This is a genomic window from Mycobacterium sp. NGS17 (genome assembly GCF_059813205.1).
This window is the reverse complement of record NZ_JCALED010000001.1, coordinates 737,288-760,429: the sequence shown is the minus strand read 5'-3', so window position 1 is coordinate 760,429 and position 23,142 is coordinate 737,288. Positions and strand designations below refer to the sequence as shown.

The 23,142-nt window shown below is 67.7% G+C and carries 27 protein-coding genes; 18 read left to right on the top strand and 9 right to left on the bottom strand.

Going from position 1 to position 23,142, the window contains the following annotated elements; genetic code table 11:
- The first annotated feature begins 48 nt into the window (after positions 1-48).
- From AC5Y7E_RS03750 to AC5Y7E_RS03735, 4 genes are read left to right on the top strand one after another with little or no spacing between them, the layout of a single operon-like run.
- Complete coding sequence (locus AC5Y7E_RS03750) at positions 49-1,224, top strand: steroid 3-ketoacyl-CoA thiolase (RefSeq protein WP_499916929.1); 1,176 nt, start codon at positions 49-51, stop codon at positions 1,222-1,224.
- A gap of 8 nt (positions 1,225-1,232) precedes the next feature.
- Complete coding sequence (locus AC5Y7E_RS03745; RefSeq protein WP_499947469.1) at positions 1,233-1,619, top strand: DUF8021 domain-containing protein; 387 nt, start codon at positions 1,233-1,235, stop codon at positions 1,617-1,619.
- A gap of 18 nt (positions 1,620-1,637) precedes the next feature.
- Positions 1,638-2,090 (top strand): nitroreductase family deazaflavin-dependent oxidoreductase, encoded by a 453-nt coding sequence (locus tag AC5Y7E_RS03740; RefSeq protein ID WP_499947468.1) that lies wholly within the window; start codon positions 1,638-1,640, stop codon positions 2,088-2,090.
- A gap of 38 nt (positions 2,091-2,128) precedes the next feature.
- A complete protein-coding gene (locus AC5Y7E_RS03735) occupies positions 2,129-2,581 on the top strand; it encodes a nitroreductase family deazaflavin-dependent oxidoreductase (protein ID WP_499947467.1) in 453 nt (150 codons plus the stop codon).
- On the opposite strand, the gene AC5Y7E_RS03730 is transcribed toward AC5Y7E_RS03735, so the two are convergent.
- A complete protein-coding gene (locus AC5Y7E_RS03730) occupies positions 2,578-3,483 on the bottom strand; it encodes an SDR family oxidoreductase (protein WP_499947466.1) in 906 nt (301 codons plus the stop codon). The genes AC5Y7E_RS03735 and AC5Y7E_RS03730 overlap by 4 nt on opposite strands.
- Before the next feature lie 14 nt (positions 3,484-3,497).
- Positions 3,498-4,253 carry an SDR family oxidoreductase gene (locus tag AC5Y7E_RS03725; protein WP_499917628.1) on the bottom strand — a complete coding sequence of 252 codons (756 nt, stop codon included), beginning with the start codon at positions 4,251-4,253 and terminating at the stop codon, positions 3,498-3,500.
- Between the two features lie 96 nt (positions 4,254-4,349).
- Here AC5Y7E_RS03725 and echA20 point away from each other — a divergent pair, with 96 nt between their 5' ends.
- The 8 genes from echA20 (at position 4,350) to AC5Y7E_RS03685 (ending at position 10,192) form a co-directional block, all read left to right on the top strand.
- Positions 4,350-5,108, top strand: a complete 759-nt coding sequence (gene echA20, locus AC5Y7E_RS03720; protein WP_499947465.1) for a (7aS)-7a-methyl-1,5-dioxo-2,3,5,6,7,7a-hexahydro-1H-indene-carboxyl-CoA hydrolase — start codon at positions 4,350-4,352, stop codon at positions 5,106-5,108.
- Positions 5,105-5,989 (top strand): cholesterol ring-cleaving hydrolase subunit IpdA, encoded by an 885-nt coding sequence (gene ipdA, locus AC5Y7E_RS03715; RefSeq protein WP_499947464.1) that lies wholly within the window; start codon positions 5,105-5,107, stop codon positions 5,987-5,989. Before echA20 ends, ipdA begins: the two co-directional genes overlap by 4 nt.
- Positions 5,986-6,738, top strand: a complete 753-nt coding sequence (ipdB, locus tag AC5Y7E_RS03710; RefSeq protein ID WP_499947463.1) for a cholesterol ring-cleaving hydrolase subunit IpdB — start codon at positions 5,986-5,988, stop codon at positions 6,736-6,738. The genes ipdA and ipdB overlap by 4 nt, the downstream gene beginning before the upstream one ends.
- A complete protein-coding gene (ipdC, locus tag AC5Y7E_RS03705) occupies positions 6,738-7,811 on the top strand; it encodes a (3aS,4S,5R,7aS)-5-hydroxy-7a-methyl-1-oxo-octahydro-1H-indene-4-carboxyl-CoA dehydrogenase (protein WP_499947462.1) in 1,074 nt (357 codons plus the stop codon). Before ipdB ends, ipdC begins: the two co-directional genes overlap by 1 nt.
- Positions 7,812-7,887: 76 nt before the next feature.
- A complete protein-coding gene (locus AC5Y7E_RS03700; protein WP_499947461.1) occupies positions 7,888-8,526 on the top strand; it encodes a SatD family protein in 639 nt (212 codons plus the stop codon).
- A complete protein-coding gene (locus tag AC5Y7E_RS03695) occupies positions 8,523-9,263 on the top strand; it encodes a hypothetical protein (protein WP_499947460.1) in 741 nt (246 codons plus the stop codon). The genes AC5Y7E_RS03700 and AC5Y7E_RS03695 overlap by 4 nt, the downstream gene beginning before the upstream one ends.
- Positions 9,264-9,291: 28 nt before the next feature.
- Positions 9,292-9,726 carry a helix-turn-helix domain-containing protein gene (locus AC5Y7E_RS03690; protein ID WP_499947459.1) on the top strand — a complete coding sequence of 145 codons (435 nt, stop codon included), beginning with the start codon at positions 9,292-9,294 and terminating at the stop codon, positions 9,724-9,726.
- 34 nt (positions 9,727-9,760) lie between these two features.
- Positions 9,761-10,192, top strand: coding sequence for a VOC family protein (locus tag AC5Y7E_RS03685; RefSeq protein ID WP_499916952.1), 432 nt, complete (start codon positions 9,761-9,763; stop codon positions 10,190-10,192).
- A 21-nt stretch (positions 10,193-10,213) separates the two neighbouring features.
- Here the strand turns inward: AC5Y7E_RS03685 and fadA6 are convergent, their stop codons facing one another.
- From fadA6 to ipdE1, 5 genes are all read right to left on the bottom strand, one after another.
- Positions 10,214-11,374, bottom strand: a complete 1,161-nt coding sequence (fadA6, locus tag AC5Y7E_RS03680) for a steroid 3-ketoacyl-CoA thiolase FadA6 (protein WP_499916954.1) — start codon at positions 11,372-11,374, stop codon at positions 10,214-10,216.
- Positions 11,367-11,996, bottom strand: coding sequence for a TetR family transcriptional regulator KstR2 (gene kstR2, locus AC5Y7E_RS03675; RefSeq protein WP_499947458.1), 630 nt, complete (start codon positions 11,994-11,996; stop codon positions 11,367-11,369). Before kstR2 ends, fadA6 begins: the two co-directional genes overlap by 8 nt.
- A 74-nt stretch (positions 11,997-12,070) precedes the next feature.
- Positions 12,071-13,243 (bottom strand): hypothetical protein, encoded by a 1,173-nt coding sequence (locus AC5Y7E_RS03670; protein ID WP_499916958.1) that lies wholly within the window; start codon positions 13,241-13,243, stop codon positions 12,071-12,073.
- Between the two features lie 82 nt (positions 13,244-13,325).
- Positions 13,326-14,114: a (5R,7aS)-5-hydroxy-7a-methyl-1-oxo-2,3,5,6,7,7a-hexahydro-1H-indene-carboxyl-CoA reductase gene (gene ipdF, locus AC5Y7E_RS03665; RefSeq protein WP_499916960.1), complete on the bottom strand. Its 789-nt coding sequence runs from the start codon at positions 14,112-14,114 to the stop codon at positions 13,326-13,328.
- Positions 14,111-15,259 (bottom strand): acyl-CoA dehydrogenase IpdE1, encoded by a 1,149-nt coding sequence (gene ipdE1, locus AC5Y7E_RS03660; RefSeq protein WP_499947457.1) that lies wholly within the window; start codon positions 15,257-15,259, stop codon positions 14,111-14,113. The genes ipdF and ipdE1 overlap by 4 nt, the downstream gene beginning before the upstream one ends.
- Positions 15,260-15,340: 81 nt before the next feature.
- Between ipdE1 and fadD3 the strand changes: the two genes are divergently transcribed.
- The 5 genes from fadD3 to AC5Y7E_RS03635 are packed head-to-tail and all read left to right on the top strand — an operon-like array spanning position 15,341 to position 21,087.
- Positions 15,341-16,885 (top strand): 3-((3aS,4S,7aS)-7a-methyl-1,5-dioxo-octahydro-1H-inden-4-yl)propanoate--CoA ligase FadD3, encoded by a 1,545-nt coding sequence (fadD3, locus tag AC5Y7E_RS03655; RefSeq protein WP_499947456.1) that lies wholly within the window; start codon positions 15,341-15,343, stop codon positions 16,883-16,885.
- Positions 16,885-18,030 (top strand): acyl-CoA dehydrogenase family protein, encoded by a 1,146-nt coding sequence (locus tag AC5Y7E_RS03650; protein WP_499947455.1) that lies wholly within the window; start codon positions 16,885-16,887, stop codon positions 18,028-18,030. Before fadD3 ends, AC5Y7E_RS03650 begins: the two co-directional genes overlap by 1 nt.
- On the top strand, positions 18,027-18,971 hold the full coding sequence (locus AC5Y7E_RS03645) for an acyl-CoA dehydrogenase family protein (RefSeq protein ID WP_499947454.1): 945 nt from the start codon (positions 18,027-18,029) through the stop codon (positions 18,969-18,971). The genes AC5Y7E_RS03650 and AC5Y7E_RS03645 overlap by 4 nt, the downstream gene beginning before the upstream one ends.
- Entirely contained in the window at positions 18,968-19,924 is a 957-nt protein-coding gene (gene ipdE2 / locus AC5Y7E_RS03640; protein ID WP_499947453.1) for an acyl-CoA dehydrogenase IpdE2, read from the top strand. Before AC5Y7E_RS03645 ends, ipdE2 begins: the two co-directional genes overlap by 4 nt.
- Entirely contained in the window at positions 19,921-21,087 is a 1,167-nt protein-coding gene (locus tag AC5Y7E_RS03635; protein WP_499947452.1) for a pyridoxal phosphate-dependent aminotransferase, read from the top strand. The genes ipdE2 and AC5Y7E_RS03635 overlap by 4 nt, the downstream gene beginning before the upstream one ends.
- An 18-nt stretch (positions 21,088-21,105) precedes the next feature.
- Here the strand turns inward: AC5Y7E_RS03635 and AC5Y7E_RS03630 are convergent, their stop codons facing one another.
- A complete protein-coding gene (locus AC5Y7E_RS03630; protein ID WP_499947451.1) occupies positions 21,106-21,936 on the bottom strand; it encodes an arylamine N-acetyltransferase family protein in 831 nt (276 codons plus the stop codon).
- 130 nt (positions 21,937-22,066) lie between these two features.
- On the opposite strand from AC5Y7E_RS03630, the gene AC5Y7E_RS03625 reads away from it, so the two are divergent.
- Entirely contained in the window at positions 22,067-22,564 is a 498-nt protein-coding gene (locus AC5Y7E_RS03625; protein WP_499947450.1) for a hypothetical protein, read from the top strand.
- A gap of 6 nt (positions 22,565-22,570) precedes the next feature.
- On the opposite strand, the gene hsaB is transcribed toward AC5Y7E_RS03625, so the two are convergent.
- Positions 22,571-23,137, bottom strand: a complete 567-nt coding sequence (hsaB, locus tag AC5Y7E_RS03620; RefSeq protein WP_499916978.1) for a 3-hydroxy-9,10-secoandrosta-1,3,5(10)-triene-9,17-dione monooxygenase reductase subunit — start codon at positions 23,135-23,137, stop codon at positions 22,571-22,573.
- Positions 23,138-23,142 lie beyond the last annotated feature (5 nt).

The following is a 23,142-nucleotide window of genomic DNA, read 5'->3' as shown; positions in this document are numbered from 1 at the left end:
CACCATCCTCGCTTGTCAGAGTAATGAAACGTGTTCTAGCCTGACGGAATGGGTAACCCTGTCATCGTCGAAGCCACTCGCAGCCCCATCGGCAAACGGAACGGGTGGCTGTCCGGTCTGCACGCCACCGAGTTGCTGGGGGCCACGCAGAAGGCCCTCGTGGAGAAGGTACGAGCCGACTCCGGCTTCGAAATAGATATGGTCGAGCAGATCGTCGGCGGCTGCGTCACGCAGTTCGGCGAGCAGTCCAACAACATCACGCGCGTCAGCTGGCTCGTCGCGGGCCTGCCCGAGCACGTCGGTGCGATGACCGTGGACTGCCAGTGCGGCAGCGGCCAGCAGGCCAACGGCCTGGTCGCCGGTCTTATCGCGGCGGGCGCCATCGACATCGGCATCGCGTGCGGCATCGAGGCCATGAGCCGCGTCGGGCTCGGCGCGAACGCGGGTCCCGACCGCACCATCCTGCGCCCGTCGTCGTGGGACATCGACCTTCCCGACCAGTTCACCGCGGCCGAGCGGATCGCCAAGCGGCGCGGCATCACTCGCGACGAGATCGACGAATTCGGCCTGGCGTCCCAGACCAAAGCCAAGCAGGCGTGGGAAGAAGGCCGTTTCGATCGCGAGATCTCCCCGATCGAGGCCCCGGCGCTCGACGAGAACAAACAACCGACGTCCGAGCGCGTCACGATCAGCCGCGACCAGGGCCTGCGCGACACCACCCTGTCGGGCCTCTCCGCGCTGAAGCCCGTGCTCGAGGGCGGAATCCACACCGCGGGAACGTCGTCGCAGATCTCCGACGGCGCGGCGGCGGTGCTGTGGATGGACGAGGACAAGGCCAAGGCGCTGGGCCTGCGGCCGCGAGCCCGCATCGTCAGCCAGGCGCTGGTCGGGGCCGAGCCGTACTACCACCTGGACGGCCCGGTGCAGTCGACGGCGAAGGTGCTGGAGAAGGCCGGGATGAAGATGGGCGACATCGACATCACCGAGATCAACGAGGCGTTCGCCTCGGTGGTGCTGTCGTGGGCACGGGTGCACGATCCCGACATGGCCAAGGTCAACGTCAACGGCGGGGCCATCGCGCTGGGGCACCCGGTCGGCAGCACCGGAAGCCGGCTCATCACCACCGCGCTGCACGAGCTGGAGCGCACCGACCAGACGACCGCGCTGATCACCATGTGCGCGGGCGGCGCCCTGTCGACCGGCACCATCATCGAACGCATCTAGCCCCGCCCTTGATCGTCCCCGAAGAGAGCCGCATCGCCGCGGCGCAGTCATACATCGACGCGCTCGTCAGCCATGAGGGTGACGCCGTTCCGTTCGCGCGCGGGTGCACCCGCATCGAGCAGGGAATCAAGAACGGCTTCTCGGGAAATCACCTGCGGCGCAGCCTCAATCGCGGAATCCAGTACCGGTTGCTCGCGGACACGACACCACCGGACTACCGCATCGACGGCGACCGGGTGCACGCGGCGTACCGGGTGCTGACCAGGGCGGCGTTCGGTGGTCGGCGGCTCGCCGCACACGTCGACGAGACCTTCGTGATTCCGGCCGAAAGCGCAAGCGGGAAAGCCGAAATCCATCACATCAAGGTTCGCTTCCAACCCTTTATCCAGCGGTGAGGACGTCAAGGAGCTCGCATGCCGAAACCGAAGCCTCGTTCACTCAATGCCCCGTGGGTCGGCTTCATCATCAAGTGGATGGCCAAGAGCAACGCATGGATTTATCAGCGCAGCAACGGAAAGCTGGGCAACACGTTCCAGAAAGCGCCGGTCGCGCTGCTCACCACCACGGGTCGCAAGAGCGGTGAACCCCGGGTCAGCCCGCTGCTCTACCTGCGCGAGGGGAACCGGGTGATTCTGGTCGCCTCCAAGGGAGGCAGTGACAAACACCCCCAGTGGTACTTCAACCTCAAGGCCAACCCCGAAGTCTTTGTGCAGATCAAGGACGAGGTCCTGCGACTGCGGGCCCGCGATGCCACCGAGGCGGAACGCGCCGAGTACTGGCCGAAGCTGGATGCCATGTATCCGTCGTTCGACGACTACCGGTCGTGGACCGATCGGGTCATCCCGATCGTCATCTGCGATCCCTGAGTTTCCCTGCCGCCCGAGTGGGGAATCATCAGGGCACCATGACCGACCGCCGCTGGATCCGTAATTCGCGCCCGATTGCCCTGCTGCTCAAGTATTTCGCGCGCGCCCATATCTGGTTGTACCGACGAACCAACGGCAAGGTCGGGGCGAAGCTGCTGCGGTTCCCGGCGGCCCTGCTGACCACTACCGGGCGCAAATCCGACGAGCCGCGAACCACCGCGACGCTGTACCTGCGCGACGGCGCGCGGGTGATCCTGCCCGCGTCCTTCGGCGGGCGCGACAAGGATCCGTCGTGGTATCTCAACCTGAAAGAAAACCCCGACGTGCGGGTGCAAATCCGCGCCCAGCGCCTGGACTTGATCGCGCGCGACGCCACAGAGGCTGAGCGCCAACGGTATTGGCCACAATTGACGCGGATGTACCCGCCCTACCGCAAGTACCGCGAGGCCGCCGATCGAGTTATCCCGCTGGTGGTGTGCGAACCGCGCTAGGCGCCGTAGACGGGAACCGGCCGTCGGGCCTTGGCGAGCAGATCGGCGACGACGCGTCCCAGTTCCGCGGGATCCCACCTCGCGCCCTTGTCGATCTCCGGCCCGTGCGCCCAGCCCTCGGCGACACGGATCTTGCCACCCTCGACCTCGAACACCTTGCCGGTGACGTCGCGCGATTCGGCGCTGCCCAGCCAAACCACCAGCGGTGAAATGTTTTCCGGGGCCATGGCGTCAAAGTCCTGGTCCTGCGTCGCCATCATCTCGGCGAACACCGTCTCGGTCATGCGGGTGCGGGCCGAAGGCGCGATGGCGTTGACGGTGACACCGTAGCGCCCCATCTCGGCGGCACCGACCAACGTCATCGCCGCGATGCCGGCCTTGGCGGCGCTGTAGTTGCCCTGCCCGACGCTGCCCTGCAGGCCGGCGCCCGAGCTCGTGTTGATGATCCGGGCGTCAACGGTTTTGCCCTCCTTGGACAGGCCACGCCAGTACGACGCGGCGTGGCGCATCGTGGCGAAGTGCCCCTTGAGGTGCACGGCGATGACGGCGTCGAATTCCTCTTCGCTGGTGTTGGCCATCATCCTGTCACGCACGATGCCGGCGTTGTTCACCAAAACGTCTAGGCCGCCATAGGTTTCGACGGCGGTTTTGATCAGGTTCGCCGCCTGGTCCCAATCCGCGATGTTGGAGCCGTCCGCGACGGCTTCGCCACCGGCGGCGGTGATTTCGTCGACGACGGTCTGGGCGGCGCTGCCGCCGCCGGCCGGCGAACCGTCCAGGCCCACCCCGATGTCGTTGACCACCACCCGCGCGCCCTCTTCCGCGAACGCCAGTGCATGCGCGCGACCGATACCGCCGCCCGCTCCGGTGACGATGACGACACGGCCGTCAACCACTCCCATAGCCCTTGTCTCCTCTACTTGACCGCGCTGGCGGTCGTCGTGGACAGATAGTGCGGCGGCTCGCCGCCACCGTGCACCTCTAACGAAGCGCCGCTGATATAGGCGGCCGCGTCCGAAGCCAAAAACGCTGCGGCCCAGCCGACATCCTCGGGCTTGGCCAACCGGCCCAGCGGCACATTCTTCGAGATAGCGGCGATGGAGTCGGCGTCGCCATAGAACAGCTCGGACTGCTCGGTCTCCACCATGCCGACCACACAGGCGTTGACCCGCACCTTCGGGCCCCACTCCACGGCGAGGGTTTGGGTGAGGCTTTCCAGGCCGGCCTTGGCCGCCCCGTAGGCGCCCGTGCCCGGGGAGGGGCGGCGGCCGGACAGGCTGCAGATGTTGATGATCGACCCGCCCCGCTGGGTTTGCATGTGAGCGTTCGCGTGCTGCGAAACCGACAGCGCACCAATCAGATTCAGCTCGATGATCTTGCGGTTGAACTTGGCGCTGGATTCGGCGGTCAGCACGTAGGGCGATCCCCCCGCGTTGTTGACGACGACGTCTAGCCGGCCGTGCCGGTCCACGATGGTGTCGATCAAGGCTTTGACGGCGTCGTCGTCGCGGACGTCGCAGGAGTGGAATTCATACGGCGATCCCTCGACCGGCCGCCGCGCACAGGTGACGACGGTGGCGCCCTGCTCGGCGAAAACCGAGCTGATGCCAGAACCCACCCCGCGCACACCGCCGGTGACGAGAACGACCCGCCCGGCCAGCCCCAACTTGATGGCGTCAGAAGGGGGGCATGCTTCGGCGCGAGTCACTGTGCTAGCGTACCAAGCAAGTGCTTGCTTAGGTAGTTACCCCCACAAGGAAGTGGCACCTTGCCCATCACATCCACAATCACCGAACCGGGCATCGTCGCGGTCACCGTCGACTTCCCGCCCGTCAACGCCATCCCGTCGCGCGGCTGGTTCGACCTCGCCGACACCATCACCGCGGCCGGCCAAGACCCCAACACCCACGTGGTGATCCTGCGCGCAGAGGGCCGGGGCTTCAACGCCGGGGTCGACATCAAGGAGATGCAGCGCACCGAGGGATTCACCGCCCTGATCGACGCCAACCGCGGGTGCTTCGCCGCGTTCCGCGCGGTCTACGAGTGCGCGGTGCCCGTCGTCGCGGCGGTGAACGGATTCTGCGTCGGCGGCGGCATCGGGCTGGTCGGCAATTCCGACGTCATCGTGGCCTCCGACGACGCCACCTTCGGGCTGCCCGAGGTGGAACGCGGCGCGCTCGGCGCGGCGACGCACCTGTCGCGACTGGTTCCGCAGCACATGATGCGGCGGCTGTTCTTCACCGCGGCCACCGTCGACGCCGCCACCCTGCACCACTTCGGTTCGGTGCACGAGGTGGTGCCGCGCGACGAGCTGGACGAGGCCGCGTTGCGGGTCGCGCGCGACATCGCCGCCAAAGACACCCGCGTCATCCGGGCCGCCAAGGAGGCGCTGAACCTCATCGACGTGCAACGAGTCAACTCGAGTTACCGCATGGAGCAAGGCTTTACCTTCGAGCTCAACCTCGCCGGGGTGTCCGACGAGCACCGCGACGCGTTCGCCGGTACGACGAAGGGTGAAAAATCTTGAGCGACAAAAGAACCACTCTCGACGAGGCCGTCGCGCAGTTGCGCAGCGGCATGACGATCGGTATCGGTGGCTGGGGATCGCGGCGCAAGCCGATGGCGTTCGTGCGCGCGCTGCTGCGCACCGACGTCACCGACCTGACCGTCGTCACCTACGGCGGGCCGGACCTCGGCCTGCTGTGTTCGGCGGGAAAGGTCAAGCGGGTCTACTACGGATTCGTTTCGCTCGACTCCCCGCCCTTCTACGACCCCTGGTTCGCCAAGGCCCGCGCGGGTGGCGCGATCGAGGCCCGCGAGATGGATGAAGGCATGCTGCGTTGCGGACTGCAGGCCGCGGCGCAACGCCTGCCGTTCCTGCCGATTCGGGCCGGGCTGGGGAGCTCGGTGCTGGACTTCTGGGAGGGCGAACTGCGGACGGTGACCAGCCCGTACCCGGCACCGGGGGGCGGGCACGAGACATTGCTCGCAATGCCCGCGCTGCGCCTGGACGCCGCATTCGCGCACCTCAATCTCGGTGACGCGCAAGGCAATGCGGCCTACACCGGGATCGACCCGTACTTTGACGACCTGTTTTTGATGGCCGCCGAGAGGCGCTTCCTGTCGGTCGAGCGCATCGTGTCCACCCAGGAGTTGGTCAAGGCGGTCCCGCCGCAGGCCCTGCTTATCAACCGCATGATGGTCGACGGCGTGGTGGAGGCGCCGGGTGGCGCCCACTTCACCACCGCCGCACCGGATTACGGCCGAGACGAGAAATTCCAGCGGCACTACGCCGAAGCGGCCTCGACGGACGAGGGTTGGCAGCAGTTCGTGCAGACGTACCTGTCGGGCAGCGAAGAGGACTACCAGGCGGCCGTGCGCGCTTTCAAAGAGGAGACATCGTCATGAGCCGCGACGCGATCACCCGCCCCGAGGTCTGCGCGGTCGCCTGCGCCGAATTGTTCCGGGGCGCCGGCGAAATCATGGTGAGCCCGATGACGAACATGGCCTCGGTGGGGGCCCGACTGGCCCGGCTGACCTTCTCGCCGGATATTTTGCTCACCGACGGCGAGGCGCAGCTGCTGTCCGAGACCCCCGCCCTGGGCGCGTCGGCACCCGTCGAGGGCTGGATGCCGTTCGGCCGCGTCTTTGAAACCCTGGCGTGGGGCCGCCGCCACGTGGTGATGGGCGCCAATCAGGTTGACCGCTTTGGCAATCAGAACATCTCGGCGTTCGGCCCGCTGCAGCAGCCCAAACGCCAGATGTTCGGTGTCCGCGGCGCGCCCGGCAACGCCATCAACCACGCGACCAGCTACTGGGTGGGCAACCACTCCAAGCGGGTGTTCTGCGAGAAGGTCGACGTCGTCTGCGGGATCGGCTGGGACAACGTCGATCCCGACAACCCGGCGTTCCGCTTCGCCAACACGTATCGGGTGGTGTCCAACCTCGGCGTCTTCGACTTCGGCGGCCCGGACCGTACGATGCGGGCGGTGTCGCTGCATCCCGGCGTCACGGGGGACGAGGTAGCCGAAAACACGTCGTTCGACATCCACGGCCTGGACACCGCGGCGGAGACCCGATTGCCGACCGAGGACGAACTGCGCTTGATCCGCGAGGTCATCGACCCGAAGGCCCTGCGCGACAGGGAGATCCGTTGATGAAATTGCGCACGCCGCTGACCGAGCTGGTCGGTGTCGAGCACCCGGTGGTGCAAACCGGGATGGGCTGGGTGGCCGGCGCCCGGCTGGTGTCCGCCACCGCCAACGCCGGCGGGCTGGGCATCCTGGCCTCGGCAACCATGACCCTGGACGAATTGGCGACGGCCATCGGCAAGGTCAAGGCCGCCACCGACAAGCCGTTCGGCGTGAACATCCGCGCCGATGCCGCCGACGCCGGCGACCGCGTCGACCTGATGATCCGCGAAGGCGTCAAGGTGGCGTCCTTCGCCCTGGCACCCAAGCAGGAACTCATCGCCCGGCTGAAAGATGCCGGCGCCGTGGTGATTCCGTCGATCGGTGCGGCCAAGCACGCCCGCAAAGTGGCGAGCTGGGGCGCCGACGCGATGATCGTGCAGGGCGGCGAGGGTGGCGGCCACACCGGGCCCGTCGCCACGACCTTGTTGCTGCCCTCGGTCCTGGATGCCGTGCAGGGCAACGGTATTCCGGTGATCGCGGCCGGCGGCTTCTTCGACGGGCGCGGCCTGGCGGCCGCGTTGAGTTACGGCGCCGCCGGCGTCGCGATGGGCACCCGCTTTTTGCTCACCTCGGATTCGACGGTGCCGGACGCGGTGAAACGTCGCTACCTGGAGTCGGCGCTGGACGGCACCGTCGTCACGACGCGGGTGGACGGCATGCCGCACCGGGTGCTGCGCACCGGCCTCGTCGAGAAGCTGGAAAGCGGCACGCCGATCAGGGGCCTGACTGCCGCGGTGCGCAACGCCGCCAAGTTCAAACACATGTCGCAGATGACCTGGCGGTCGATGATCAGCGACGGCCTGGCGATGCGCCACGGCAAGGAGCTGACCTGGTCGCAGGTGGTGATGGCGGCCAACACGCCAATGCTGTTGAAGGCCGGCCTGGTGGACGGCAACACCGAGGCCGGCGTGCTGGCTTCCGGGCAGGTGGCCGGCATTCTCGAAGACCTGCCGTCATGTGCCGAGCTGATCGAGGGCATCGTGCGCGACGCGATCAAGCATCTGCAGGCGGCGTCCGGGCTGGTGGACGGGGCGTAACCCGCCAGTCGGCGACCCGGATGAAGCTTATAACTAAATTGATCCGCTATTAAGCTATAATCTTCAAATGGGCTCGATGAAGCTAAGTTCTTCACCACGGGCGACCCTCATCGGTGACGTCGTCGGTTCCCGCCGCGCCGCCGATCGCCCGGGGCTGCATCAGATCCTGGCGAGCGCCCTGCGGCAAGCCGTCCGCGACGCAATCGACCCGCCGGCGTTCACCGTCGGCGACGAGTTCCAGGGCAGCTACCCGACCGTGGGCGCGGCGATCGATGCCGCCCTGGGGCTGCGGCTCGCCGTCGGCCCCGCAGTCGATGTCCGGTTCGGCATCGGCTGGGGCGCGGTCACCATCCTCGACGCCGACGCGGGAATCCAGGACGGACCGGGCTGGTGGACCGCGCGGGAGGCGATCCAGCAGACCGCACACGCTCAGCGACAGCCCGGCTTCACGCTGATACGCACGACCTTCCGGGCCGACGGCGAGACGCGCGGCGACGTCGCCGCGGTCAACGCGGCCCTGATCTGTCGGGACCATCTGCTTGGATCGCTCGATGAGAGATCGTTGCGGATTGTGAGGGGGTTGATGACCGGCCGGACCAAAAAGGAGCTCGCCGCGGACGAGGGCATCACCCCGTCGGCGGTTTCTCAGCGCGCCAGCCGCGACGGCCTGGACCTGATTGTTGTTGCCAGCCAATATCTTCGGAGCCTGCCGTGAGCGTCATCGCGGTTTTGCTCATCGCACTGGGCGTCGCCGATTTCTGCCGGCGAGCGGCCAGCGCGGTCTGGCCGCCGCTGTTGATCGGACCGGTCACCGTCTCGGCATGCGCGGCGCTGGGCGCCCTGTGGCGTGCCGGTGACATCGCATTGCTCGTGCTGGCGGCCGCGGCGGTGATCGCCTGGGAATGGCTATGCGCGCGAAGCGAACGCACCGGCACCGCGCAGGGCGCACCATTGGCCGTTTTCGGCTCCGCGCTGGCGTTGCTGGCGGTGATGTCCGGCTGGTCGTCACCGGCCGATGGCGCCGTGGCGCGGTGGTCGGCCTGGGTTCACCTGCCTCTCGGCCACGTCACGCCGACCCGGCTGCTGATGCTCGTCGGCGTGGTCTTGGTCCAGTTCGCCACCGCAAATCAGCTGGTGCGCTTGGTGCTTGGCTCGGTGGGCGCGGTGCGACCGGCCGGCGAGCCGCAGCCGTCGGACCGGCTCAAGGGCGGCAGGCTGTTGGGCCCGATGGAACGCCTGCTGATCCTGAGCCTCGGCGTCGGCGGACAGGTGGCCGCGGCCAGCGCCGTCGTCGCGGCCAAGGGCATCATCCGGTTTCCGGAATTGAACGCCCAAACGAACCGCAACGGCGCCGTCGGCATCGACGAGGTGACCGAGTACTTCCTGGTCGGCAGCTTCACGAGCTGGCTACTCGCCCTGGGCGGCATCGGTCTGGTCGTGGCTACCCGCTGAGCGTTTGGAGGTGCGGCACACTATGCGGGTGGCAGCTGCACCAACAGCCCGACATCTTCTGCGCGCCAAAGACCTGGTCGACGCCCGTTATCACGAGCCGCTCTCCGTCGCCGATCTGGCGGCGGCCGCGGGTTTGTCACCTGCCCACTTCAGTCGCCTCTTCAAGCGGACGTTCGGCGAGTCGCCGCACCAGTACCTACTGACGCGGCGGCTCGAACGAGCCGCGGCGTTGCTGCGCACCACGGACTGGACGGTCGCCGCCGTTTGCTTCGCCGTCGGCTGGGAAAGCGTCGGCTCGTTCACCACCAGCTTTCGCCGCATGTTCGGCGGCACGCCGCAGGCGTACCGGAACAAGTTCCCGCCTGCCGAACGCCACGTGCGAATTCCACGCTGTGTCGCGCTGGCTTACGGACGCCCGCAAAACCGCACGTTTCGAGAAGACTGCGAACCGCGACCTCCGTAGCTTCAAAAGCGACAGACCAAACTCAGGAGAACCGATGCTCAAGATCGCGAACGCCCAATTCTGGGTGCATGACCAAGACGCAGCGCTGGAGTTCTACACCAAGACGCTCGGCTGGGAGATCCGAGCGGACGTGACGATGGAGGCGTGGAACTTTCGGTGGCTGTGCGTCGGACCCGTCGGGCAAGACGATGTCGGGCTGGTGCTGATGCCCGTTCCGAAACCACCGATGCTCGACGCCGAGTCCAGCACACAGCTAGCCGAACTGGTGGCCAAGGGGGCGGGCGGCACTTTGTTCTTGGAAACCGACGATTGCCAGGCTCGCTACGACGAATTGTCCGCTCGCGGTGTTACGTTCAACGATCCTCCCACCCGGCAGGCGTACGGCATCGACACTTCCTTCCGCGACCCGTCCGGCAACAACATTCGGCTCACCCAAGTACTCGAGTTCGATCCGACCCGGGGCTGATCGCCCACCCGTTCCAGGCGGCTACAGACGCTCGATGATCGTGACGTTGGCCGTGCCGCCCCCTTCGCACATCGTCTGCAGACCGTAGCGGCCGCCGATGCGCTCGAGCTCGTTGAGCATGGTGGTGAACAGCTTGGCGCCGGTGGCACCCAGGGGGTGGCCGAGCGCGATCGCGCCACCGTTGGGGTTGACCTTTTCCGGGTCGGCCTTGATCTCCTTGAGCCACGCCAACACCACCGGCGCGAAAGCCTCGTTGATCTCGACGGTGTCGATGTCATCGATCGACAGCCCGGCCTTGTCGAGTGCATAGCGCGTCGCCGGGATGGGCCCGGTCAGCATGAAGACCGGGTCGGCGGCGCGAGCGCTGATGTGATGGATGCGGGCCCGCGGGGTCAGGTTGTGCTCCTTGACGGCCTTCTCGGACGCCAGCAGCACGGCACTGGCGCCGTCGGAAATCTGACTGGCCATGGCCGCCGTCAGCCGGCCACCCTCGACCAGCGGCTTGAGCCCGGCCATCTTCTCCAGCGACGACTCGCGCGGACCCTCATCGACCCGGAACGGCCCGGATTCCGTTTCGACGGTGATGATCTCGTTGTCGAAGTGGCCGCCGCGGATGGCCGCGAACGCGCGCTCGTGACTGGTCAGCGCGTAGCGCTCCATCTCCTCGCGCGACAGGTTCCACTTCTCGGCGATCAGCTCCGAACCGCGGAACTGCGAGATCTCCTGGTCGCCGTAGCGGTGCAGCCACTGCTTGGATTCGTTGGTGGGCGAGGTGAATCCGAACTGCTCGCCCACCGTCATGGCCGACGAGATCGGGATCTGGCTCATGTTCTGCACGCCGCCGGCGACGATGAGGTCGGCCGTGCCGGACAGAACCGCCTGTGCGCCAAAGGAAATGGCCTGCTGGCTGGAACCGCACTGCCGGTCGACGGTGACGCCGGGAACCTCTTCGGGATAGCCGGCGGCCAGCCACGAGAGGCGGGCGATGTTGCCGGCCTGCGCGCCGATGGCATCGACACAGCCGGCGATCACGTCGTCAACGGCGGCGGGATCGACGTCGACCCGGTCCAGCAGCCCGCGCCAGCCCAGGGCACCCAGGTCCACCGGGTGAATCCCGGCCAGCGATCCCCCGCGCTTGCCGACCGCGGTACGCACAGCGTCGATGACGTACGCCTCAGTCATTTCGGACTCCTTCTTCGATCTTGTTTGATCCCGCAGTGATTCCGCCGAGAACGATGGCGAGGTATTGCTGACCGACTTGCTCCGCAGTGAGTGGCCCGCCCGGCTGATACCAGCGCACCGACACCCACGTGGTGTCCCGGATGAAGCGGTAGATCAGGTCGACGTCGAGGTCGGGGCGAAAGTAGCCCTGCTCGACGCCCTGATTGAGCAACTCGAGCCACATCTTGCGCTGTTGCCGGTTCATGTCCTCGATGTAGGCGAACCGGGGCTGGGACAACAGCCGCTGGGCCTCGTCCTGGTAGATGACGACCTGCGCGTGCCGGTGCTCGATCGCCTCGAACGACGCCATGAACAGTCCCTTGAGCCGCTCCAAGGGGTTGGCCTCGCTGTCCACGATCTCGCGGTAGCGCGCGAACAACCAGTCCAGAAAACTTCGCAAGAGCTCGTCGACCATCTCCTCTTTGGAGGAGAAGTGGTGATACAGACTGCCGGACAGGATGCCGGCGCTGTCGGCGATGTCGCGGACGGTGGTGGCGCGCAAGCCACGCTCGGCGAACATGGTCGCGGCAAGCTCCAGTAACTCGTCTCGACGGCTGTTGGCCTGACCGGGCGCTCGGTCCACCCGATCAGAGTATCAACCAAGCGCTTGCTTGGCCACCGAGGTGGTATTTCGACTTCGGGGTCCCGCCGCAAGCGTCAGCGCAGCGAGACCGCCGGCGGCGTCTGCGACTCGTCGGCGTTGCCGGATACGAACGCGTTGACCACGCTCGTTTTGGTGCCACCCGACCGGGTCTGGGCGGTCAGCGGGAAGTTGACCGACCCGGAGAAGGTCGCCTCGAGTCGGAAGGGGTCGAACAGGTTGATCTTGAGCCCACCGATGTCCGGCTTGCCCCAGGCCGCGGTCCCGTCCACCAGGTCGTAGTCGAAGGCGTGTTGGGGGCAGTCGGGCGGTCGCAGTTGGTTCGAGTTCGCGCAATTGGCCAGCGCGGCCGATATCGCGGCGCTGGTCGCCGACAACCCCCTGTCGCTGAGTTTGAACTCCAGGTCGTTGAAGTACGCGCCCGATGCCGTCAAATTGTCAAGCAGGAACGGCTTTTTCAACGTGACGGCCAGATTCGGATTGGTGCTGGCGACGTCCACCCAACCGGGAAAGACGTACACCGGTGCGGTGCCGACGGGCTTGTCGAAGAACGTCGCGGTCTTGACGGCGGCCTGCTCGATGCCCGCGTTGAGGGTGTCCACCTTGATCGCGGCGTGATCGAGCTTCCAGTCGCTGCCCGCCTTCTTGATCGACATGGTCACGTCCGAGGTGTTCTCGCCGAATTTCGCCGAGACATGCACCTGGCCGAAGCCGAAGCCGCGGGCGGAATTGTCGTCGAGGATCTTGATGTCGGTGATCGGCCACCGCGCGATCTGCCGTTTGAGGATGTCGTCGGTCAGAAAGTCTTTGGACGCGGGCTGGTCGGTGCTGTACGTCAGCGCGGCTTGCGCGTCGCCGCGGGCAAGCGCTTCGAGGTAGCCCTTGGCCGCATCGCCGGCGCTGCCCGAGCCGCCACCGCTGCTGACGGCGATCACGGTGATGACGATGACGACGATGACGACGGCGGCCACGCTCAGTCCGATGATCAGTGGCTTGCGATTGCGCTGACCGGGGCTGCCGTGCGGCCCGTTGAAGTTGGCGACGGTGACCGGCGGTGGCGAGGACCACGACCCGTACGCGGGCTGCCCGAACGGGGCCGCCTGGCCGCCTTGACCCCACTGTTCTGGCCATCCGGCGTCGGATTGCCAGGGGGCGCCCGGGGGCTGGCCGGGTGTGTTTGCAGGCGTCGGGTTCTCACCCCACGGTCGGTGACCCGGCCCTTCGCTCACAGCACCCTCCCACCTGCATCAACCGCGTTGGTCGACAATTGTAAACACGTCGCGGCCGCGCGCCAGTCAGCGATATCGCAGCTCACGGGTGTTGGCTGGAAACCGAGATGACCTCTCCGGTGAGATAGCTCGAGTAGTCGCTGGCGAGGAACGCGATGGTGGCCGCGACCTCCCACGGCTCGGCGGCACGCCCGAAGGCCTCGCCGGCCGACAGCCGGTCGAGCAACTCCGACGACGACGTCTTTTCCAGGAATTTGTGCCGCGCGATGCTCGGCGACACCGCATTGATCCGCACGCCGTATTCGGCGGCTTCGATTGCGCTGCAACGGGTCAGCGCCATCACACCGGCCTTGGCGGCGGCATAGTGCGACTGCGAGTGCTGCGCGCGCCAGCCGAGGACGCTGGCGTTGTTGACGATGACCCCGCCGTGCGGCGCATCGCGAAAGTAGCGCAGCGCCGCGCGGGTGGCGCGAAACACCGACGTCAGGGTGACGTCCAGGACGCGGTCCCACTCCTCGTCGGTCATGTCGACCACCGGGGTCTGGCCGCCCAGCCCGGCGTTGTTCACCAGGACGTCGACGCGTCCCATCCGCGCGGTGGCCGACGCGAACAGCGCATCGATCTGCGCGGTCGACGTCACGTCGCACAGCACGCTTTCGACCCGGCCCTGTCCCAGCGCGGCGAGCTCGTCGGCGGTCTCCCCCAGCCGGCGTTCGTGGTGGTCCGAGATCACCACGTCGGCGCCCTCGGCCAGCGCCCGTCGTGCCGTCGACGCGCCGATGCCGGTGCCCGCGGCCGCCGTCACGACCACCACCTTGCCCTGCAGAAGTCCATGTCCGGCAATCTCTTTCGGAGCTTCGGACAAACTCATCCTTTGACCTCTCGGGGTAGGCCGAGCACCCGCTCGGCGATGATGTTGCGCTGGATCTCGTTGGATCCGCCGTAGATGGTGTCGGCACGGGTGAACAGGAACAGCCGCTGCCATTCATCGAACTCGCCATCGGCCAGCGTCAGTCCGGGCTTGCCGATGACGTCCATGGCCAGCTCGCCCAGATCCCGATGCCAGTTGGCCCACAACAACTTCGACACGTTGTCCTGACCGGGCTGCTCGACGTCCATGGTGGCCAACGCGTAGCTGCGCATGGCCCGCAGCCCGGTCCACGCCCTGGTCAGCCGCTCGCGGATGAACGGGTCGTCGGCCGCCCCGGTGCGTTGGGCGAGCTCGGCCAGGTTAGAAAGCTCACGGGCGTAACGGATTTGCTGCCCGAGCGTGGACACGCCCCGCTCGAAGGTCAGCGTGCCCATGGCGACCCGCCAGCCGTCGCCGGGCTCGCCGACCACCAGCGAAGCCTCGGTGCGGGCGTCGTCGAAGAACACCTCGTTGAATTCCGCCGTGCCGGTGATCTGGACGATCGGACGGACCTCCACGCCCGGTTGATCCAGCGGCACCAGCAGGTAGGACAGGCCGGCGTGCCGCTTGGAGCCCTTCTCGGTGCGCGCGACCACGAAGCACCACTGCGACAGGTGCGCCAGCGACGTCCACACCTTTTGGCCGTTGATCACCCACTCGTCGCCGTCGAGTTCGGCGGTGGTCGCCACGTTGGCCAGGTCGCTGCCGGCGCCGGGCTCCGAATAGCCCTGGCACCACAGCTCGGTCACGTCGAGGATCTTCGGCAGGAAGCGCTGCTGCTGCTCGGGCGTCCCAAAGGCGATCAGCGTGGGGCCGAGCAACTCCTCGCCGAAGTGGTTGACCTTGTCCGGGGCGTCGGCCTTGGCGTACTCCTCGTAGAAGGCCACCCGGTGCGCGGTGGACAGGCCCCGACCACCGTGTTCGACCGGCCAGCCCAGGCAGGTCAGCCCGGCCCTGGCCAGATGCTGATTCCATGCCCGGCGCTCTTCGAACGCCTCGTGCTCGCGTCCGGGTCCGCCGAGACCCTTGAGAGCTGCGAATTCGCCGACCAGATTGTCGGCGAGCCACTGCCGGACCTCCGCCCGGAACTCCTCGACGTCCTGCATGACCTGTAGGCTAACCTACCAAGCACTTGCTTTGTAGCTCGGTGACTGCGCCTCGCGCGCGGAACTCTCTAGGAGCATTCGATGACCGACGATCCGCGCACGGTGCCCGCGGCGCTGGATCGTTTCGCGGACCAGCTGCCCGACCACGACGCGCTGATCACCGACGAACGGTCTTTCACCGCCGCCGCGCTGCGCGACGAGGTGCACCGAGCCGCCGCCGCCCTCATCGATCTCGGCGTCCAAGCGGGCGACCGGGTGGCCATCTGGTCGCCGAACACCTGGCATTGGGTGGTGGCCTGCCTGGCAATACACCACGCCGGCGCGGCGATGGTGCCGCTGAACACCCGCTACACCGCCGCAGAGGCCGCCGACGTCCTGGCCCGCACCGGCTCGCCCGTGTTGTTCGGCATGGGCCGATTCCTGGGCCACGATCGCGTTGCCGACCTGGACCGTGCGGCGCTCCCGGCGCTGCGCCACATCGTGCGGATACCGATCGAGGCCGACGAGACCGACGACGGAACCTGGGACGAGTTCGTCGCGCGCGGCAGCGACCTCGACACGGTCGCCGCTCGCGCGTCCGCCGTCGCGCCCGACGACGTCAGCGACATCCTCTTCACGTCCGGCACCACCGGCCGCAGCAAAGGCGTGCTGTGCGCGCATCGGCAGTCGCTGTCGGCCTCCGCATCCTGGGCGGCCAACGGCAAGATCACCAGCGACGACCGCTACCTGTGCATCAACCCGTTCTTTCACAACTTCGGCTACAAGGCCGGCATCCTGGCCTGCCTGCAGACCGGCGCGACGTTGATCCCCCACCTGACCTTCGACCCGCTGCGCGCGCTGCAAGCGATCGAGCGGCACCGCATCACCGTGCTGCCCGGGCCGCCCACCATCTACCAGACCCTGCTGGACCACCCGGCACGCAACGACTACGACCTGAGCTCACTGCGGTTCGCGGTGACCGGCGCCGCTACCGTGCCGGTCGTGCTGGTCGAGCGCATGCAATCCGAACTCGACATCGACATCGTGCTGACCGCCTACGGGCTGACCGAGGCCAACGGCATGGGAACCATGTGCCGCGCCGACGACGACGCGATCACCGTGGCCACCACCTGCGGGCGCCCCTTCGCCGACTTCGAGCTGCGCATCGACGCCGACCCGCCCGAGGATTCGGGAGAGGTGTTGCTGCGCGGGCCGAACGTGATGCTGGGTTACCTGGAAGACCCGGAGGCCACCGCGGCCGCCATCGACGCCGACGGCTGGCTGCACACCGGCGACATCGGCGCCGTCGACGCGGCCGGCAACCTGCGCATCACCGACCGACTCAAGGACATGTACATCTGCGGCGGATTCAACGTCTACCCCGCCGAGGTCGAGCAGGTGCTGGCCCGCATGGACGGCGTGGCTGACGCCGCGGTGATCGGAGTTCCCGACGAGCGCCTCGGCGAAGTGGGCCGGGCGTACCTGGTGACCCGGCCCGGCGCCCAGCTCGATGAAGAATCCGTGATCGCTTACACCCGAGAACATTTGGCGAACTTCAAGGCACCGCGGTCGGTGCGGTTCGTCGACGCGCTGCCGCGCAATGCGGGCGGCAAGGTGCTCAAACCACAACTGCGAGAGCAGGGCTAATGGATCTGGAACTCGACGAAGACACCCTGGCCTTCCAGGCCGAGGTGCGGGACTTCTTGTCGGCCAACGCCGATGCCGTCCCGACGAAGTCATACGACAACGCCGAAGGCTTTGAGCAGCACCGGCATTGGGACCGCGTGCTGTTCGACGCCGGCCTTTCGGTGATCACCTGGCCGAAGAAGTACGGCGGCCGGGACGCGCCGCTGCTGCACTGGGTGGTCTTCGAAGAGGAGTACTTCCGGGCCGGTGCGCCGGGCCGGGCCAGCGCCAACGGCACCTCGATGCTGGCGCCGACCCTCTTCGCGCACGGCACCCAAGAGCAACTCGACCGGATTCTGCCGAAAATGGCCAGCGGCGAACAGATCTGGGCTCAGGCGTGGTCGGAGCCCGAATCCGGCAGCGACCTGGCGTCGCTGCGGTCCACCGCCACCCAGACCGACGGGGGCTGGCTGCTCAACGGGCAGAAGATCTGGAGCTCGCGAGCCCCGTTCGCCGAGCGGGGTTTCGGGCTGTTTCGTTCCGATCCCGGCGCCGAGCGGCACAACGGGCTGACGTATTTCATGTTCGACCTGAAGGCCGAGGGTGTCACGGTGCGGCCCATCGTCCAGCTGGGCGGCGACACCGGCTTCGGTGAGATCTTCCTCGACGACGTCTTCGTGCCCGACGAGGACGTGATCGGTACCCCGCACGAGGGCTGGCGGGCGGCCATGAGCACGTCGAGCAACGAGCGCGGCATGTCGCTGCGCAGCCCGGCGCGCTTCCTGGCGACCGCCGAACGGTTGGTGCGGCTGTGGAAGGACAGTGGCTCGCCCGCCGCATTCGCCGACCGGGTCGCCGACGGCTGGATCAAGGCGCAGGCCTACCGGCTGCAGACCTTCGAGACGGTGACCCGGCTGGCCCTCGGCGGCGAGCTGGGCGCCGAGTCGTCGGTGACCAAGGTGTTCTGGTCAGACCTCGACGTCGAATTGCACCAGGCCGCGCTCGACCTACTCGCCGCCGACGGGGAGCTCGCCGGCCGGTGGACGGAGGGTCTGCTGTTCGCGCTGGGCGGCCCGATCTACGCCGGCACCAACGAAATTCAGCGCAATATCATCTCCGAGCGGTTGCTGGGCCTGCCGCGCGAGAAGTCCGGGGGCAAGAAGTGAAATTTGCGCTAGACGAACAGCAGCGCGACTTCGCGGCCAGCATCGACGCCGCGCTCGGTGCGGCGGACTTGCCCGGCGCCGTGCGGGCGTGGTCCGCCGGCGATACCGCACCGGGCCGCAAGGTGTGGGAGCAGTTGGCCAACCTGGGCGTCACCGCTCTGGCCGTGCCGGAGAAATTCGACGGCATCGAGGCCCATCCGGTAGACCTCGTCGTCGCCATCGAGCGGCTCGGGCGCTGGTGCGTGCCGGGCCCGGTGACCGAATCCATCGCCGTGGCACCGGTTTTGCTCGGCTCTGATGATCACGCCGAGCGCTGCGCCGGATTGGCGTCCGGGGAGCTGATCGCCACGGTCGCCATGCCGCCGCAGACACCGCGTGCCGTCGACGCCGACGTGGCCGGCCTGCTGCTGCTGGCCGGCGAGGACGGCGTCACCGAGGCGACACCGGGCGCCGTCCACGAATCCGTCGACCCCAGCCGGCGGCTGTATGACGTGACTGCGACCGGGTCGTCGTGGCAGGCAGACATCAAGCGGGCCTACGAATTCGGCGCGCTGGCCACCGCGGCCCAGCTGATCGGCGCGGCCGAGGCGCTCCGCGACGGCGCGGTCGACTACGCCAAGCAACGCACCCAGTTCGGCCGGGTGATCGGCTCGTACCAGGCGATCAAGCACAAGCTCGCCGACGTGCACATCGCCATCGAACTGGCCCGTCCGCTGGTCTACGGCGCGGCACTGACCATGGATCCGCGCGACGTCAGCGCCGCCAAGGCGGCCGCGTCTGAGGCGGGGCTGCTGGCGGCTCGGTCGGCCTTGCAGACCCACGGCGCAATCGGTTTCACCCAGGAACACGACCTGTCGCTGTTGCTGCTGCGCGTGCAGGCGTTGCGGTCCGCCTGGGGTACGCCGGAGGAACATCGGCGGCGAGTGCTGGAGGCGCTATGACCACAACTGAAGAACGGCAGATGCTGGCCGAGACGGTCGCCGCCCTGGTGGCCAAGCACGCCGGCCCGGCCGCCGTGCGCGCGGCCATGGAGTCCGACCGTGGCTACGACGAATCGCTGTGGCGACTGCTGTGCGAGCAGGTCGGCGCCGCCGCCCTGGTGGTGCCCGAGGAGTCGGGCGGCGCGGGCGGCGAATTGGCCGACGCCGCAGCGGTTTTGCAGGAACTGGGCCGCGCGCTGGTGCCCTCCCCGCTGCTGGGGACCACGCTGGCCGAGCTGGCGCTGCTGAGCGCGGCCGAGCCGGACACCGCGACGCTGGAAAGCCTTGCCGAGGGCGGCTCGATCGGCGCGCTGGTGCTCGACGCCGATTACGTGATCAACGGCGATGTCGCCGACGTCGTGGTCGCCGTCGAGGACGGACGGCTCAGCCGGTGGACCCGATTCGGCGCCGAGCCCGTCACCACCATGGACCCGACCCGGCGCCTGGCGCGGGTGAAAGCCGAGGAGACCGTGCCGATCGGCACGGACCCGGGCCTGGCGGACCAAGCGGCCATCCTGCTGGCCGCCGAGCAGATCGGCGCCGCCGAACGCTGCCTGAAACTGACCGTCGAATACGCCAAGGACCGCGTGCAATTCGGCCGACCGATCGGCAGCTTTCAGGCCCTCAAGCACCGGATGGCCGATCTGTATGTCACCGTCGCCGCCGCGAAGGCCGTCGTCGCCGATGCGTGCGACCACCCCACGCCCACCAACGCCGCCGCCGCCCGGCTAGCCGCCACCGAGGCACTGAACACCGTGGCCGCCGAGGGCATCCAGCTGCACGGCGGCATCGCGATCACCTGGGAACACGACATGCACCTGTACTTCAAACGTGCCCACGGCAGCGCGCATCTGCTGGAATCGTGCCAAGAACTACTGAAGCGACTGGAATCCGAGGTACTCACGGCGCCGTGACCGACCGCGTCTCGCTACGAGCCGGCATCCCACCGTTCTACGTGATGGATGTCTGGCTGGCGGCCGCGGAACGCCAGCGCAGCCACGGCGACTTGGTCAACCTGTCGGCCGGCCAGCCCAGCGTGGGCGCGCCCGGGCCGGTGCGAGCGGCCGCGGCCGCGGCCGTGCAGTCCAACGAACTCGGTTACTCGGTGGCACTGGGCATTCCGGACCTGCGAGCCGCGATCGCCGCCGACTATCAGCGCCAGCACGGGCTCGACGTGGAACCCGACGCGGTGGTGATCACGACGGGCTCCTCGGGTGGCTTCCTGCTCACCTTCTTGGCCTGCTTCGACGTCGGTGACCGGGTGGCCCTGGCCAGCCCGGGCTACCCCTGCTACCGAAACATCCTGTCGGCGTTGGGATGTGAGGTGGTGGAAATCCCCTGCGGACCGCAGACGCGCTTCCAGCCCACCGCGCGGATGCTCGCCGACCTCGACCCCCCGGTGCAGGGCGTGATCGTCGCAAGCCCGGCCAACCCCACTGGCACGGTCATCGAGCCGACGGAGCTGGCCGCGATCGCGTCGTGGTGTGATGCGACGGGGGCGCGGCTGATCAGCGACGAGGTCTACCACGGTCTGGTCTACGACGGGTCACCGCAAACCAGCTGCGCGTGGCAGACGTCGCGAAATGCCGTTGTGGTCAACAGCTTTTCGAAGTACTACGCGATGACGGGCTGGCGACTGGGCTGGCTGCTGGTGCCGTCCGAGCTGCGCCGCGCGGTGGATCGCCTCACCGGGAACTTCACCATCTGTCCGCCCGTGCTGTCGCAAGTCGCCGCGGTCGCGGCCTTCACCCCGGAGGCGACCGCCGAGGCCGACGGTCACCTGCATCATTATGCGGCCAATCGTTCGCGAATACTCGACGGGCTACGCGGCATCGGCATCGAGCGTTTGGCCCCGACCGACGGCGCCTTCTACGTGTACGCCGACGTCTCGGAATTCACCGACGACTCGCTCGCGTTTTGTTCGAAGCTGTTGGAAGACACCGGCGTTGCGATCGCGCCGGGCATCGACTTCGACACCGCGCGGGGCGATTCGTTCGTGCGACTGTCATTTGCGGGGCCGACGAACGACATCGACGAAGCGCTGCGACGGCTGGGCCCCTGGCTTTCGGCCCGCTAGCGACAGCCGGACAGGCGCCTAACCGTCGAGCACCTGCGCGATGCGCGCCTCGAGCGCACCCTGATCGCCGACACCCGCCACGTCGATGCCGAACCGCCCAACGATCGCGTCGACAACCGCGGCGGCGTCGTCGAGGCGGATCTTCTCGCTGCCGTCGGCGCGGTGGATGGTCAGGTTCCTACCGGCCAGGTTGTAGCGGGCGTCCTCGGTGGTCAGCGCGACCGTCAAGCCGGTCACGAAGATCGACGACGGGTGCGTGGACACGTACCAGCTGCCCACCGCCAGATCGATCTGCGGCACGGTCTGGGTGCCGAATGTGTACAGAGGTCGCCACTCGTCGCGGACCAGGGCCTGCAGGACCAGGCCGTCACCGCGGTCATTCAGCCGGTACGGCTCGTGCGTGGTCGGCTGGGCGTTCCCGGTCTGCAATCGGATGGGAGAGGTCAGGGTCTGGCCGCCGAAGCCGACGTCGACCAGGAAGGAACCCCCCGAGCCGGGGAAGGTCACCGCCAGCACCGTGTGTGTCTGGGCGCCCAGCGGCGCGTCGGGCGGCTGCATCCAGACCACCCGCCCGGCCAACCGCCGGACCCGAAAGCCGATTTCGGTCAGCGCGTACCCCATCAGCCCGTTCTGCTCGTAGCAGTAGCCCCCGCGGCGCCGGTAGACCAGCTTGTCGGTCAACGCTTCCGGGCTCAGGTCGTCGACCGGGACGCCCAGCAGCGGGTCGAGATTTTCGAACGGGATCGATCCGGTGTGCGCGGTCATCAGGTCCTGCAGCACCTCGAGGGTCGGCTCGGCGGGACCGCCGTAGTTGATGCGGTCGAAGTACGCGCCCAGATCCAGCGTCATGCCACCATTCTGGCGCGCGGCCCCCCGGCCGCGGCAGCGGGCGCCGGCATCGGTTGTTTCATCCATGTCGAATACGGCAACCCGTCAACGGGGAACTCAGCGCTTCCCAACACTGACAACGGAGTCCATCATGAACACCAGCAACACCGTCTGGATCGTCGTCGCCGCAGTCGTGGCCGTCTTCATCATCATCGTTCTCGTCATGCTTGCCCGCAGAGCGAGCATGCGCCGCCGCGAGCGGCAGGCCGAGGGGATTCGCGAACAGGCCCGAGTGGAGGCCGCCAAGGTCGAGCGCCGCGAGGCACTGGCCGCGGAAACCGCCGCGAAAGCGCGCGCCGCGCAGGCCGAAGCCGAGGCCAAGGCGGCCGAAGCCGCGCGGCTGCAGGACCGGGCGTCAGCGCATCAGAGCGAAGTGGCGTCCTCGCGCGAACAGCTGAACGAGCAGTGGCAGCGGGCCGACAGCCTGGATCCCAAAGTGAAGACCGAAAAGGACTCCGCTGCCGACAAGGGCGAAGCCGACCGCGACGCCGCGTGGAGCCAGGAGCAGCCGATCCCGGACAACTCTCCCACGGTGAACCTCTCGGGCACCGAGCGTGACGCCGGAAGCCATCGCGGCGGGCCTACCTGAGGACTGCTACAACCAGGTGTCCTGGGTGGTGGTGGTCAGGAACGCCTCCAGGTCGTCGCGCCATTGCGCCGGCGTCGTCTTGTCCGGCTCGATGCCGGTGTATTCGCCGCGGTAGAACAGCAGCGGCCGCGGTTTGATCTTGGGCGCCTCCGAAAGCGATTGCACCGCACCAAAAACAACGAAGTGATCGCCGCCGTCGTGCGCGGAGGCAACCGTGCAGTCGATGTAGGCCAGCGAATTGTCGATGATCGGGGAACCGAGTTCGGAAGGGTGCCAGTCGATCCCGGCGAACTTGTCCGGCTCCTTGGAGCCGAAGCGGGCCGAGACGTGCTTCTGCTGCTCGGTCAGCATGTTGACGCAGAATCGGCCGCTCGCCTCGATGGCCTTCCACGACCGCGACACCTTGGTGGGGCAGAACAGCACCAGCGGCGGATCCAGCGAGAGCGCGGCGAAGGACTGGCAGGCGAAGCCGACCGGGACGTCGTCGTGCACGGTGGTGATGATGGTGATCCCGGTGCAGAACTGACCGAGCACGCTGCGGAACGTGCGCGGGTCGATCGGCGCGGCAGTCATAACCC

Coding starts and splice junctions, on each gene's coding strand:
- AC5Y7E_RS03730 (WP_499947466.1), bottom strand. CDS start 3,483: ATGGGAGTGGTTGACGGCCGTGTCGTCATCGTCACCGGAGCGGGCGGC.
- ipdF (WP_499916960.1), bottom strand. CDS start 14,114: ATGAGTTTGTCCGAAGCTCCGAAAGAGATTGCCGGACATGGACTTCTG.
- AC5Y7E_RS03630 (WP_499947451.1), bottom strand. CDS start 21,936: ATGACGCTGGATCTGGGCGCGTACTTCGACCGCATCAACTACGGCGGT.
- ipdC (WP_499947462.1), top strand. CDS start 6,738: ATGAAATTGCGCACGCCGCTGACCGAGCTGGTCGGTGTCGAGCACCCG.
- ipdE1 (WP_499947457.1), bottom strand. CDS start 15,259: ATGCAGGACGTCGAGGAGTTCCGGGCGGAGGTCCGGCAGTGGCTCGCC.
- AC5Y7E_RS03625 (WP_499947450.1), top strand. CDS start 22,067: ATGAACACCAGCAACACCGTCTGGATCGTCGTCGCCGCAGTCGTGGCC.
- AC5Y7E_RS03740 (WP_499947468.1), top strand. CDS start 1,638: ATGCCGAAACCGAAGCCTCGTTCACTCAATGCCCCGTGGGTCGGCTTC.
- AC5Y7E_RS03650 (WP_499947455.1), top strand. CDS start 16,885: ATGGATCTGGAACTCGACGAAGACACCCTGGCCTTCCAGGCCGAGGTG.
- fadA6 (WP_499916954.1), bottom strand. CDS start 11,374: ATGACTGAGGCGTACGTCATCGACGCTGTGCGTACCGCGGTCGGCAAG.
- AC5Y7E_RS03750 (WP_499916929.1), top strand. CDS start 49: ATGGGTAACCCTGTCATCGTCGAAGCCACTCGCAGCCCCATCGGCAAA.
- ipdB (WP_499947463.1), top strand. CDS start 5,986: ATGAGCCGCGACGCGATCACCCGCCCCGAGGTCTGCGCGGTCGCCTGC.
- AC5Y7E_RS03735 (WP_499947467.1), top strand. CDS start 2,129: ATGACCGACCGCCGCTGGATCCGTAATTCGCGCCCGATTGCCCTGCTG.
- ipdE2 (WP_499947453.1), top strand. CDS start 18,968: ATGACCACAACTGAAGAACGGCAGATGCTGGCCGAGACGGTCGCCGCC.
- AC5Y7E_RS03685 (WP_499916952.1), top strand. CDS start 9,761: ATGCTCAAGATCGCGAACGCCCAATTCTGGGTGCATGACCAAGACGCA.
- AC5Y7E_RS03700 (WP_499947461.1), top strand. CDS start 7,888: ATGAAGCTAAGTTCTTCACCACGGGCGACCCTCATCGGTGACGTCGTC.
- fadD3 (WP_499947456.1), top strand. CDS start 15,341: ATGACCGACGATCCGCGCACGGTGCCCGCGGCGCTGGATCGTTTCGCG.
- hsaB (WP_499916978.1), bottom strand. CDS start 23,137: ATGACTGCCGCGCCGATCGACCCGCGCACGTTCCGCAGCGTGCTCGGT.